Raw genomic sequence first — 11,343 nt, 5'->3', positions numbered from 1 at the left:
TTGGGCCAACGTCCTTCGATGAGGTATCTGTCCCCCATTGAAGGATCGACTTGAAGTAGAAGAGTTCTTGGAGGAGGTCGTGCCCCTATAGTTTTCGACAAGGGGCTTCATATCCGAGGGGCAGGAAACAGATCTCTATTTGGGGCTCCCGAGGAAGAAGAGATAGTTAGAAAGCCTTGCGTTAATGCAACAGGTTCAGTGGCCCCACCCATAACAGCTGCGCACAAGGCTCCATTCTTCAATTTCTTTGGCCCGCGAGGCTACGAGATAGTGCATTTTTTCGCTCATTGTAGCTATTCAGAGATGGGGTTCGAGCTAACTGTAAGCGATGAATGCATGATCAATGTATACGATTTCATGCAGAATGATGCGCAGTTTAGGACACACGCGTTTCATTTCTTAAATGTTTGCAATGGTGCGCCAACGCCGGCCCGGCGCTCTGTTTCTTTTGTTGAGTATTTAGCTCGTCAGCAGGGGGCTGGGGCGGCCTTGGCTTCCCTAATTGGAGTACGCGGAAGCCCCGCAGTTCATATGGCGCGTGCATTCTATGAGGCATTTCTTCCTGGGACCCTAAACAGTTCTGGCCTGGCTGCGGTCGATGCTCTTGCCGTCGCCAGGTCTTCTCTTTCAAAGAACCTGGGGAGCGCTGCGGGTTACATGTATAGACTGTATGGTCGTCCAGACGTTCGTCTGATGCCCATTGAACTGCGATTGGCTGAAAAGGGCTCCTCTGATGGCTAGCGAACAGACAATTCCACTATTGAGCGTAACTTCCGTCGGTTCAGCCGACAATGATCTTCGCGGGAGACGCGAGACAACGCAGGTTGTCGATCGAATTCCTGTCGATAAACTACAGGAACAACTGGCCCGCTTTACCAAAGTAGTCAATTCGCCGGAGCTTTTCGCATCCACAACCGATGCTTATGAACTTGAAGAAATCAAAATCGCACTTGAGGTGAGCGCCAGCGGAGAGCTCGGCTTCGTTGTTGCGAACGGGAAGGCTTCTGCCAAAGGTTCGATCGAATTGAAGTTCAGGCGTCGCAAGGCGATCTGAGGGGCTCATGAGGAGCGAAATTATTGATGCGATCGATAGGGAAACAATCAAGAACCGGTGGGGGGACAAAGGCCCCCCCGAGTTCTCGCCCGGAGATACTTTGAGAGTTGCATTACGGGTAGTGGAAGGTGACCGGCAGCGCATCCAGAATTTTGAAGGGCTTTGCATCGCGAGATCTGGCGGGGGCGTGAGTGAGAATTTCACTCTACGTAAGATCAGCTATGGTGTGGGAGTAGAAAGAGTATTCCCGCTTCATTCCCCATGTATTACCGATATCGACGTCCAGCGCCGCGGCCGAGTGCGGCGAGCCAAGCTTTATTACATCCGTAATCGTTCGGGTCGTTCTGCTCGGATACCAGAGCGGGTGGAGAGAGCGCGAGAGTTGGCTTCTGAACTGAATTTAGTAGAATACAGAACCACAGAATCACTGGGTTATGATTCAAGATATGCGGAGACGACTTCCAGCCATTTCTGGGTCGGGGAGGACCTTAATGAAAGAATTTCGGCGAAGCTTGAGCCTCCAACTGATCGCCAAGGCGTAAGGGGAGCATTCGAGCAAATGATCGCCGCCCTGGAGAGAATTGAGAATCTCAAAGGGCTGGCGGAGGGCGAGCTTGTGCGAGCCGCAGTGGTGGACGTGCTCTCGCTTCTTCCTCATTCTGCGGCGCCTGATGCAAGCCGCTCCGATATTTATGAGTTAGCCCTCTCTATTGGGGAGCATCTTTGCCCCCTAATGTTTTCCGATGACGAATTGGTGCGGCGAGGAGCGCGAAGCGGCCTTTCCCGACTAGGGGCGCTGATCACAAATCGCTCATCCGTGAAGATCGAAGGCAATTTGCTGGCTTTCCTCGACTATCTGGGCGTTTCGATTGCTCTTCGAATGTCAATTAAACGTCGCGGTGACTTCTTCGTTGTCTGCCTTGATGTAAGAGATGTTCTTTTCGGAATTGATGAGAATTCTGGATCCAGTAAAGAGGAGCATTTCCTAGTGAGAATGCTGCTAGAAAACATCAATGATACTGACATTATAAATTTGGGTGAAGCAGATGTTTATTCTGGTTCATTTGAGAGAATAGAACAGAGGGTGCCTTCAAGAGCCAGAGACGCGCAGCTCAGAGTGGTTACTGTGTTAGTTAACAGCCAGGAGGCCTTCCGGGTTCCGCTTAAATCTGAGATAGAGCGAGTATTTGTTGTTTAGTAGCGTGCGAAATGCGTTCTCGTTTTTCATTGGCGTGGAGCTAGTGTTAGAGCCGGCTGTTTTGAATCGGGCCGACTGTCAGTTCTCGAACAGCACGAACGCCGCCCAGACCAGCGGTTCTTCGGCATCCTTGATCTTGCCGTGCATCGCCTCGATGCGGACCTTGCGCAGCGCCGCGGCGTAGTCGAGGCCGTCCTCCGCCAGCACCTGATAGAGCCGCGCCATGAAATTGGCGGTGCCTTCGTCGCTGACTTCCCACAGCGTCAGCAGCGAACGCCGCGCGCCGGCGATGGCCAGCGCAGTCGGCAGACCGCGGACGCTGCCGATCCGGCTCGGATCGCCGAGCGCGGTCTCGCACGCCGACAGCACCACGAAGTCAGCGGCGGATAGATTCCAGTCCATCAATTCGCGCGCGTAGATCACGCCGTCATCGCTGTCGCGTTGCGGCGGCCGGCTCAGCATCGGATGTGCGGCGACGAGGCCGCTGCGCCACAGCGCGTCGGTGCGGTCGGTCGCGGCTTTGTAGAAACCGTGGGTGGCGAGATGCAGCAGCGCGGCGCCTTCGGCCTTGCTGCGGACGGCGGCTTCGCCGCTGTCCCCTGTCAGCGCGGTGCTGGCGACATCGCGGCGCTGCAGGGCAAGCGCGATCCGGTCGATCTCGGTCTTGGTGGAGGGAAGCTGATTGGCCGCGCCGGCGTAGTCGAGGCCGCCGACCAGCACCGCTCTGGTGCCGGCGATCAGTTTGTCGTCCTGATCAGCGAACACGATGGCGTCGGCGCGCGTCAGGATGCGTGTGTCGTAGATCTCGTCGAGATAGCGGCCGGTGTCGTCCTGCAGCATCGCAAATGGCAGGCTGTAGAGGCCGGCATCGGGCACCAGGAACAAGCGGTTGACGCCGGCAAGCTGCGGCTTCAGCGGTCCGATTAGAGTGTCGTAGAGTCGCCGGAACGGCTGTAGGCGATCGGTTTCGTCGGCGTTCAGGACGAGGAAGTTGTCGAGCGGTCCGAGATCAATCACCTGCGGCGGCTTGCCGGCGCGGTGAACGACCGCCTGCAGTCGTTGTGCCGGTTGCGGCTCCGTGGGATTGATCCGGCTGCCGCGACCGCTGACGAAGAAATCGACAAGGGCGTCGCTCGCCGCGAGCTTGTCCTCGACCGAAGGCAGCCGCACGTTGGCCGGCGGCTTGGCGCCGGTGCGCGCGGCGAGCTCCTGCCGTGCTTGCTGCAATCGCGCCAGGACGTCGCGCGCATCGTTGTCGAGTTTGCCAGAGGACAGCATCTCCTGCTGTTGACCGGACAGCCGCAGCACGGTGCGGGCGAGGGCGCGGGTCGGTTCGTCCGGTAGTTGGTCGAGCGTCAACCGCAGCAGCGTGCGCTCGCCGTCCTCCATCGTCTTCCAGCGCGACACCGCATCCGCATAGGCCACCGCCGCCGCGGGATCGATCAGCGCATAGCGGCCGTATTCGTAGAGGATGTCGTCGGCGAGCTTGCGCATGGTCTCGGCGACGTAGCGGTTGCCGGCGGTTCCGACCTCGCGCAGCATCCAGTTGAACGATTGCTGCTCGACATCCTTGAAAGTCGCTAGCGCGTCCGCGTCGCCGCGCTTCATCCTGGTCACTGCGACGCCGAGCAGCGCATCGAAGGTGATCGGATGCTGGCGCGCGATGGTCTCCTGCGCGCGGTGATACGCATCAATCCGCAGCGCCAGCGCCCGCGTGGTGTCGCCGCGGCGCTCGAACTGGTCGGCGGCGAGCTGCGCGGATTTGATCCGCAGCAGGTCAGGTGCGCCGTTCCAGTCTTTCACCCGCGCCATCGCTTCCAGCTCGGCCGTGCTCAGCGCGCGGTCGGGATGGAAGTAGGCCTTGGCGTAGGCGATCCAGGTGTCGGCTTGCGCCACGTGTTCCGAGGTCGGGTCGGCGAGCTCGGCGGCGCAGCGCTTCTGCAGCGCCAGCGCCTGCATGGTCTCGGCCTCGTTGCCCATCGCCAGATGATCGAGTGCGAGGTTGCTGGCGCTGACCAGCGCCTGGATGCTGCCGGCGCCGTAATGCGCGATGCGCTTCTTCAGCAGCGGCGCGTCGATCTTGGCGGCGAGGTCGGGATGACCGACCATGCCAGCGCTTCGGCGTAGTTGTTCTCGGTGCGCCAGGTCAGCGGCTCCTTATCGCCGAGCGCTTGCCGCGCACCGAGATAGGTTTCTTCCGACAGATTGAGCCCGGCCGCCACGGCGCCGTTATCGGTCAGCAGCGTGGCGAGGATGTCACGGCCGGCGATGTCCTGCGCGGTGTTCGGCCCGTAGATCGCGCTCATCCGTTTGCTGGCCTCGACCGCCACCGGAATGCCGCGCTCGTATTGAACGGTGCGTTCGAGAAAGCGGGCGTATTCGAACCAGAGTGTGGTTGCGTCCGGGCTGCTTTCGCGGGCCGCATTCGTTTTCGCGGCCTCGGCGAACAGGTCCGAGGCGGTCGCGTTGTCGCGGCGGCGTTCGAAGAAACTGACGGCGTTGAGATAGGCCTGGATGGTCAGCGCATGATAGTTGCTGTCTCGCACCGCGCGGAGCGCAGCATTGAGGCGCTGCCGGCCGCCGTCACGATTGCCGGCCTGCAGCGACCGGAATGCGTCGTTGATCTTAGAGACCAATTCGCGTTCGCTTGCAGCTCCACGCCTTTGCTCTTGGGCTGCCGCAGGGCAGTTCGGTAGCAAGGGTGCGCCCGCCAGGACGGCGAGGAGCAGACCGGCGCTGAGCCGTGCGGCGATTGCTGGTCGCCGCCTTGCTGAAGCTGACATGTCGGGAGGTTGCCGTTACTTGCAGTCGCTGGTCTGATCGCCCGAGCGGGCCATCGGCTTGCCGTTGATGAACACACCAGAACCGCTTCCGACGATCACGCCGCCGCAGCCGCTGCGGCCGCCGCCGATCGCGGCGGGCTTGCCGTTGATGAAAACGTTGTTCGATCCCTCGACGATGGCACCGCCCGTCGAGCTATCGCCGGCGCGCGCCGCGGGCTTGCCGCCGACCATGACGTCGTTGCTGCCGCCGGTCACGACGCCAGGTGTTTGAGCTGCCACCGGCCCAGCGGCAAGGAGGGCGATGGCCGTGAACGTCGAGAGCACGCGCATGAAAGCCTCCGGTCCGGCGCGACAGCTAGGAACTAGTCGCTTCGCAGCGCCGACGGGTTCGGTGACTGCAGGCCACTAACCGGCCTTCAGCTTCGCAGCCTTGCGCAGTGTGTCGTCAATGCGCGACTGCCAGCCTGGGCCAGTCGCCTTGTAGTGCGCCACCACGTCGGCACTGAGGCGGATCGACACCGGGACCTTGGTGGGGGCTTTTTGAGGACCGCGGGTTCTCGGCAGCGAAGCCAGGAATTCAGGCGTGATGTCCTTGGCCTTGATATTGACTCTTGTCGCTCTGGCAAAATCCTCCGCCGTCCATTCGGGGTTGTCGTCGTCGAACACCGGCTCGTCCTGTTTACGGGGCATAGCGATTCATCTCCTTGTCGTGGGCGCGGCGGAGGCTGATCGGGCGCTGGCCGCCGTCCCGGAAGGTGAACACGAGGCAATAGGCGTCGTCATCGATATGACCGTAGGCTCGGAAGCGATCTTCGCCACAATCGAACCGTTCGTCACGGACAATCGCCCTTACTTTCAGGTCGCCCCACCGGGCCAACGAAATCCCATGCTTGGCGCGGTTGATCGTATCCTTCGCCGGGTCGAAATCCGACATTTCTGTATATACAATCTGCTAAATGGACGCGCAAGTCTGCTCTCTGTTCGGCGCGCAAGACAACCCGAGGGGCTTACCGCTATAAGCCGACGCGACCAGGGAGAGAGCGCCATGATCTTGGAGAGTCGTGTCTACCGCTGCGTGCCCGGCAAGCTGCCGGCCGTACTCAAGCGGTTCGAGACCATCACGCTGAAGCTTTTCGACAAGCACGGCATCCGGCAGGCCGGGTTCTTCACGACGCTGGTCGGCGCCTCAAGCCAGGAACTCACCTATTTTCTGACCTGGGACAGCTTGGCCGATCGCGAGCGCCGATGGACGGCTTTCGTCACCGATCCGGAATGGCTGGCCGCCAAGGCCGAAACCGAAAAGGACGGTCAGATCGTCGATACCATCACCAATCAGTTGTTGGTGCCGACCGCGTTCTCGTCGGTGAAGTAGTGACGTCATTGCGAGGAGCGAAGCGACGAAGCAATCCAGCTCGATGCACGGAGCTGGATTGCTTCGCTTCGCTCGCAATGACGAAGGACATGCGAAATAGCTGATGCCCCACGGCCTCGACCATATCGTCCATGCGGTCCGCGATCTCGACGGGGCTGCCGAGGCGTATCAACGCGCGGGCTTCATCGTCGGCGCGCGCAACGTGCATCCGTGGGGTACGCATAACCGCATCATTCAGTTCGATCAGTTCTTCATCGAGCTTTTGACCATCGGCGAGCCGGACAAGATCGAGCCGCATCGTGATCGCTCATTCTCCTTCGGCGCGTTTCAGTGTGACTACCTGGCACAGCGCGAAGGATTGTCGATGCTGCTGCTGGCAAGCTGCGATGCGGCTAGGGATGCGCGTGCCTACGCGGCCGCCGGCATCGGCGACTACGAGGTCTTCAAATTCGGTCGGCAGGGACGACGTCCTGACGGCAGCGTGGTCGAGCTCGCTTTCTCGCTGGCCTTCGCGCGCGATGAGCTGTCGCCGCAGGTCGGCTTCGCCGCCTGCCAGCATCATCACCCCGAGAACTTCTGGAATCCGGCCTTCCAGGCTCACCCCAACGGCGCCCGACGTGCAGCGGCGGCGGTGCTGATCGCCGATAGTCCGACCGACCACCACATCTTCCTCGGCGCCTTCACCGGGCTGCGCGATCTGCATTCGTCGTCGATCGGCGTGACGGCACGCACCGAGCGCGGCGATATCGACATCGTCGAGCCGGTATCGTTTCATGATCAATATGGCGTTGCGGCGACCGCGGACGGCAACGGCGCGCGCCTCGCCGGATTACGCATTGCGGCGGACGATCTCGGCGTGGTTGAACGCGCGCTGGCAAAGGGCGGCATCGCCGCCGCGCGTCATGTCGGCCGCTTGGTCGTGCCCGATTTGTTCGGCGCTACATTGATCTTCGAACAAGGAATGAAGCTTTGAGCAAGAGTCTCTCGGCTGCGCCGACGGTTTCGGCCGGCAACGTCAAGTTCGGCAACACGCTGCCGCTGTCGGTCATCGCCGGGCCGTGCCAGCTCGAAAGCCGCGCTCACGCGCTGGAAGTCGCGAGCGCGCTGAAGGACATCGCGACGCGGCTGAACATCGGCCTCGTCTACAAGACGTCGTTCGACAAGGCCAACCGCACCAGTGCCGCCAGCGCCCGCGGCATCGGCCTCGAGGCGGCGCTGCCGATCTTCGCCGAGATCCGCGAAAGCCTCGGCCTGCCGGTGCTCACGGACGTGCACGAGGCCGAGCAGTGCGCTCAGGCCGCTGAGGCGGTCGACATTCTGCAGATCCCCGCATTCCTGTGCCGGCAAACCGATCTCCTGCTCGCCGCGGCCGCGACCGGGAAGGTGGTCAACGTCAAGAAGGGCCAGTTCCTGGCGCCGTGGGATATGGCGAATGTCGTGTCCAAGATCACCAGCGGCGGCAACGCCAAGGTGCTGGTGACCGAGCGCGGCGTGTCGTTCGGCTACAACACGCTGGTGTCGGACATGCGCGCGCTGCCGATCATGGCCAAGACCACCGGCGCCCCGGTGATCTTCGACGCCACGCATTCGGTGCAGCAGCCGGGCGGCAAGGGGACGTCGTCGGGCGGCGAGCGCGAATACGTGCCGGTGCTGGCGCGCGCCGCGGTCGCGGTCGGCGTCGCCGGCGTGTTCATCGAGACCCATCCAGATCCCGATCATGCGCCGTCCGACGGACCCAACATGGTGCCGCTGCGCGATTTCGAGGCGCTGATCAAGACGCTGATGGAGTTCGACGCGCTGGCCAAGCGGCGCGTGGGCGCCGGGGGCGCTTGATGGCGCAGGACGACGTCGCGGGTGCCCCAGAGCGCCTGCCGCCTGCCTTGAACATCATCGCGCTGTCAGGCTTCGCTGCGGCGTTGTCGACGCGCGCGCTCGATCCGGTGCTGCCGCGCATTGCGTCGGATTTTTCCGTCACCATCGCCACAGCGGCAGGCCTCGCGGCCGCCACGGCCTTCACCTTTGCGGTGGTGCAGCCGGCGATCGGGGCAGCCGGCGATCTGTTCGGCAAAGCCCGGCTGATGACGATTTGTCTGGCGCTGCTCGGCTTCGCTAATCTGCTCGGCGCGATGACCACGTCGTACTCACTGCTATTCATGTGCCGCGTACTCGCTGGTATCGGTGCCGGCGGTGTGTTTCCGGTCGCGCTCGGCCTTGCCAGTGATCTCGTCAGCGTCGATCGACGGCAGATTGCCATCGGCCGCGTGCTCGGCGGCTCCATGACCGGCAATCTGCTCGGCGCGTCAGCGTCGGGGCTGATTGGCGATTTCTTCGGCTGGCGTGGCGTTCTCGCGATCCTCGGGGTGATCGTCGTGATCGCGGCGATCACCGTCGCGCTCGGATTTCGCGGCAAGGAGATGGCCGACGAAAATCGCGGCCTGGATTGGACTTCTCTCAAGCGCGGCTATCGCACCATCTTCGATAATCCTAACGCCGTGATCTGCTTCGGCGCCGTGCTGGTCGAGGGCACCTGCGTGATGGGGCTGTTCCCCTATGTCGCCGCCTTCCTGCACGAGATGGGGCAGGAGAGTCTCGCGGTCGCCGGCATCGTCATCGCCGGCTTCGCGGTCGGCGGCTTGTTCTACACGCTGACTGTGTCGCAGCTCCTGCCGCGGCTCAAGACCATCGGCATGATGATCGTCGGCGCAGCGCTCGTCGGCTCGCAGATTCTCGTCATCGCCTATGGACCGCAATGGCAGGCGCAAGTCGTGGCCTTCGTGGCGATGGGCCTCGGCTTCTACATGCTGCATGGCTGCATTCAAGTGTTCGCCAGCGAACTCACTGAAACGGCGCGTGGCACGGCGATGTCGCTGCACTCGTTCTTCTTCTTCATCGGCCAGACCACCGGCCCGATCGCCTACGGCCTCGGGCTGGCGCATCTCGGCAAGTGGCCGACCCTGAGCGTTGCCGCCGCAACCATGGTGGCGCTCGGTCTGGTGCTGGCGCGCATCCTGAAAGCGAGGCCGCCCGCCGACGCGATCGCCGCTTAGCCGGCGCGCCCGCTGCTGATGCGACGAGCGAGGATTTCGCGCATTGCCGCGCCGATTTCGTGCGCGTGGGTCTCAAGCGCGAAATGGCCGCAGCCCGCCGCGAGCGCGAAGGCTGGCGGCTGTCTGCATAGTTGGGTTGAGGAGCGGGGCTGCCTATAGATCGAGCTCAGTGAGGCCGGGATGGTCGTCGGGACGTCGGCCGAGCGGCCAGTGAAATCTGCGGTCGCTGGCGGCGATCGGCAGGTCGTTGATGCTGGCGATGCGCCGCTGCATCAGGCCGTCGGCGTCGAACTCCCAGTTCTCGTTGCCGTAAGAGCGAAACCACTGACCGCTGTCCTCGCGCCATTCGTAAGCGAAGCGCACCGCGATGCGATTGTCGGGGGACGCCCACAGTTCCTTGATCAGACGGTAGTCGAGTTCGCGGGCCCATTTGCGCACCAGAAAAACTTCGATCGCTTCGCGGCCGGTGACGAATTGGGCGCGGTTGCGCCAGCGGCTGTCCGGCGTGTAGCGCAGCGCCACCCGGGCCGGATCGCGGCTGTTCCAGGCGTCCTCGGCAAGGCGCACCTTCTTGGCTGCGTCCTCAACGGTGTGAAAGGGCGGCAACGGCGGGCGCTGTTGGGGGGCGTTGATCGTCATGTTACTTCGTCTCCAGTTCGGCGAGTGTCGCACGCAGGCTCGCATTGTCGGCTTCGAGCTGTTGCAGATGGGCGCGCAGCGGCGCCACCGCCTGCGCGATCTCGGCTTCGGTGAAACGAGGCGTGATGTGCTGCGGGCAATTCCAGTCAAACGCTTTCAGATGCACCAGCACGCTGCGTTCGGCCTTGGCGCGATAGCCAGGCGAGGCCAGACGCGCCGCGAGGTCGGGATCATCCGCGATGTCCTTGACCTCGAGTTCGGCGAAAATCTTCAGCCGCGCGCGGCGCGCGTAGTCCATCAGAAACAACGACGCGCGGCTGTTGGCCGACAGATTGCCGACGCTGAGATACTGCCGGTTGCCGCGATAATCGGCGAATCCGAGCGTGCGGTCGTCCAGCACTTTGAGAAAGCCGACCGGTCCGCCGCGGTGCTGCATGTAAGGCCAGCCGGTCTCCGACACGGTGGCGATGTAGAAGCTGTCGCGGCTCTGGATGAACGCCGCTTCTGCCTCGGTGAAGCGGTCTGACGAACGATCGGCTGCCAAGCTCTCCCAATGGCCGCGGCTGCCGTTATGCGCCTGTGCCGCCTTGACGGCCGGCGTCACCGCCAGGTCGAGATATCCGTATGACATCTACGTGGTCTCCTGTTTGTCGGCGCCGGCCGTCGTCAGGGATCTCAGGCGGCGGTCGCCAGATCGCTCGCCGAGACCGCCGGGAAGTCGATGTCGGTCTGGGCCACGTTGTTGAGCAGGTTGGTGAAGACGTTCTGCACCGCGACGCTGACGATCTCGACGATCTGGGCGTCACCGTAGCCGGCGGCGCGCACCGCCTCGATCTGCGCATTGCCGACCTTGCCGCGGGCCTCGACGAGGTCGGCGGCAAATCGCACCGCTGCGGCGGTCTTCGCAGTCGCAGATTGGCCGGCGCGGTTAAGGGCGACTTCCGCCGGGCTGATCTTCGCGAGATTGATCCCGATGTAGGTGTGCGCCGACAGGCAGTAGTCACAACCGTTGACCTGCGCCACCGCCAACGCGATCGCGTTGCGGGTCTTGAGGTCAAGAGTCTTGGCGTTCGCCGCATCGAGCGCGGCAAAGCCGCTCAGCGCGGCGGGGCTTGTGGCGATCAGACGAAACAGGTTCGGCACGCTGCCGAGCTGCTTGGCAACGGCATCAAGGATCGGCTTTGACGCATCCGGCGCATCATCGCGGGCCGGTATCGACAGACGGGACATGGGACATCTCCTGTGCGGTA

General features: G+C 62.6%; 13 protein-coding genes and 1 pseudogene. 6 read left to right on the top strand and 8 right to left on the bottom strand.

The window, feature by feature from the left end:
- The first annotated feature begins 733 nt into the window (after positions 1–733).
- Together I5M_RS31975 and rplS are read left to right on the top strand one after the other, a co-directional pair.
- Complete coding sequence (locus I5M_RS31975) at positions 734–1,054, top strand: hypothetical protein (protein ID WP_148287814.1); 321 nt, start codon at positions 734–736, stop codon at positions 1,052–1,054.
- A 19-nt stretch (positions 1,055–1,073) separates the two neighbouring features.
- Positions 1,074–1,439: pseudogene (gene rplS / locus I5M_RS33480) on the top strand (50S ribosomal protein L19); the annotation flags it as partial.
- Between the two features lie 891 nt (positions 1,440–2,330).
- Here rplS and I5M_RS02850 read toward each other — a convergent pair.
- The 5 genes from I5M_RS02850 to I5M_RS02830 form a co-directional block, all read right to left on the bottom strand.
- Positions 2,331–4,361 (bottom strand): CHAT domain-containing protein, encoded by a 2,031-nt coding sequence (locus tag I5M_RS02850; RefSeq protein ID WP_022720020.1) that lies wholly within the window; start codon positions 4,359–4,361, stop codon positions 2,331–2,333.
- Entirely contained in the window at positions 4,313–4,888 is a 576-nt protein-coding gene (locus I5M_RS02845; protein WP_022720019.1) for a hypothetical protein, read from the bottom strand. The genes I5M_RS02850 and I5M_RS02845 overlap by 49 nt, the downstream gene beginning before the upstream one ends.
- A gap of 162 nt (positions 4,889–5,050) precedes the next feature.
- Positions 5,051–5,365 (bottom strand): PAAR domain-containing protein, encoded by a 315-nt coding sequence (locus I5M_RS02840; RefSeq protein WP_022720018.1) that lies wholly within the window; start codon positions 5,363–5,365, stop codon positions 5,051–5,053.
- A gap of 75 nt (positions 5,366–5,440) precedes the next feature.
- A complete protein-coding gene (locus I5M_RS02835; protein ID WP_022720017.1) occupies positions 5,441–5,725 on the bottom strand; it encodes a BrnA antitoxin family protein in 285 nt (94 codons plus the stop codon).
- Positions 5,715–5,969 carry a BrnT family toxin gene (locus I5M_RS02830; protein WP_022720016.1) on the bottom strand — a complete coding sequence of 85 codons (255 nt, stop codon included), beginning with the start codon at positions 5,967–5,969 and terminating at the stop codon, positions 5,715–5,717. Before I5M_RS02830 ends, I5M_RS02835 begins: the two co-directional genes overlap by 11 nt.
- 111 nt (positions 5,970–6,080) lie before the next feature.
- On the opposite strand from I5M_RS02830, the gene I5M_RS02825 reads away from it, so the two are divergent.
- The 4 genes from I5M_RS02825 to I5M_RS02810 all read left to right on the top strand — a co-directional run bounded on the left by I5M_RS02825 (position 6,081) and on the right by I5M_RS02810 (position 9,454).
- Entirely contained in the window at positions 6,081–6,407 is a 327-nt protein-coding gene (locus I5M_RS02825) for an NIPSNAP family protein (RefSeq protein WP_022720015.1), read from the top strand.
- 103 nt (positions 6,408–6,510) lie between these two features.
- Positions 6,511–7,380, top strand: a complete 870-nt coding sequence (locus I5M_RS02820) for a VOC family protein (RefSeq protein WP_022720014.1) — start codon at positions 6,511–6,513, stop codon at positions 7,378–7,380.
- On the top strand, positions 7,377–8,240 hold the full coding sequence (gene kdsA, locus I5M_RS02815) for a 3-deoxy-8-phosphooctulonate synthase (protein ID WP_022720013.1): 864 nt from the start codon (positions 7,377–7,379) through the stop codon (positions 8,238–8,240). The genes I5M_RS02820 and kdsA overlap by 4 nt, the downstream gene beginning before the upstream one ends.
- Complete coding sequence (locus I5M_RS02810) at positions 8,240–9,454, top strand: MFS transporter (RefSeq protein ID WP_022720012.1); 1,215 nt, start codon at positions 8,240–8,242, stop codon at positions 9,452–9,454. The genes kdsA and I5M_RS02810 overlap by 1 nt, the downstream gene beginning before the upstream one ends.
- A 153-nt stretch (positions 9,455–9,607) precedes the next feature.
- Here I5M_RS02810 and I5M_RS02805 read toward each other — a convergent pair whose 3' ends face one another.
- Genes I5M_RS02805 through I5M_RS02795 form a run of 3 tightly spaced genes read right to left on the bottom strand, consistent with a single transcriptional unit; the run spans position 9,608 to position 11,323 of the window.
- Entirely contained in the window at positions 9,608–10,093 is a 486-nt protein-coding gene (locus I5M_RS02805) for a nuclear transport factor 2 family protein (RefSeq protein WP_031335147.1), read from the bottom strand.
- A gap of 1 nt (position 10,094) precedes the next feature.
- Positions 10,095–10,724: a pyridoxamine 5'-phosphate oxidase family protein gene (locus tag I5M_RS02800; protein ID WP_022720010.1), complete on the bottom strand. Its 630-nt coding sequence runs from the start codon at positions 10,722–10,724 to the stop codon at positions 10,095–10,097.
- A 44-nt stretch (positions 10,725–10,768) separates the two neighbouring features.
- Positions 10,769–11,323, bottom strand: coding sequence for a carboxymuconolactone decarboxylase family protein (locus tag I5M_RS02795; protein ID WP_022720009.1), 555 nt, complete (start codon positions 11,321–11,323; stop codon positions 10,769–10,771).
- Positions 11,324–11,343 lie beyond the last annotated feature (20 nt).

It is taken from the genome of Rhodopseudomonas sp. B29, from assembly GCF_000333455.1.
GTDB lineage: Bacteria > Pseudomonadota > Alphaproteobacteria > Rhizobiales > Xanthobacteraceae > Rhodopseudomonas.
Note: the sequence above shows the minus strand (reverse complement) of the source record. Positions and strands in the feature narration are given on the sequence as shown.

Bases quoted from the DNA above. Each gene is read 5' to 3' on its own strand.
- I5M_RS02830 (WP_022720016.1), bottom strand. From the start codon at position 5,969: ATGTCGGATTTCGACCCGGCGAAGGATACGATCAACCGCGCCAAGCAT.
- I5M_RS02835 (WP_022720017.1), bottom strand. From the start codon at position 5,725: ATGCCCCGTAAACAGGACGAGCCGGTGTTCGACGACGACAACCCCGAA.
- I5M_RS02800 (WP_022720010.1), bottom strand. From the start codon at position 10,724: ATGTCATACGGATATCTCGACCTGGCGGTGACGCCGGCCGTCAAGGCG.
- I5M_RS02805 (WP_031335147.1), bottom strand. From the start codon at position 10,093: ATGACGATCAACGCCCCCCAACAGCGCCCGCCGTTGCCGCCCTTTCAC.
- I5M_RS02840 (WP_022720018.1), bottom strand. From the start codon at position 5,365: ATGCGCGTGCTCTCGACGTTCACGGCCATCGCCCTCCTTGCCGCTGGG.
- I5M_RS02810 (WP_022720012.1), top strand. From the start codon at position 8,240: ATGGCGCAGGACGACGTCGCGGGTGCCCCAGAGCGCCTGCCGCCTGCC.
- I5M_RS02820 (WP_022720014.1), top strand. From the start codon at position 6,511: ATGCCCCACGGCCTCGACCATATCGTCCATGCGGTCCGCGATCTCGAC.
- I5M_RS31975 (WP_148287814.1), top strand. From the start codon at position 734: ATGGCTAGCGAACAGACAATTCCACTATTGAGCGTAACTTCCGTCGGT.
- I5M_RS02795 (WP_022720009.1), bottom strand. From the start codon at position 11,323: ATGTCCCGTCTGTCGATACCGGCCCGCGATGATGCGCCGGATGCGTCA.
- I5M_RS02850 (WP_022720020.1), bottom strand. From the start codon at position 4,361: ATGGTCGGTCATCCCGACCTCGCCGCCAAGATCGACGCGCCGCTGCTG.
- I5M_RS02825 (WP_022720015.1), top strand. From the start codon at position 6,081: ATGATCTTGGAGAGTCGTGTCTACCGCTGCGTGCCCGGCAAGCTGCCG.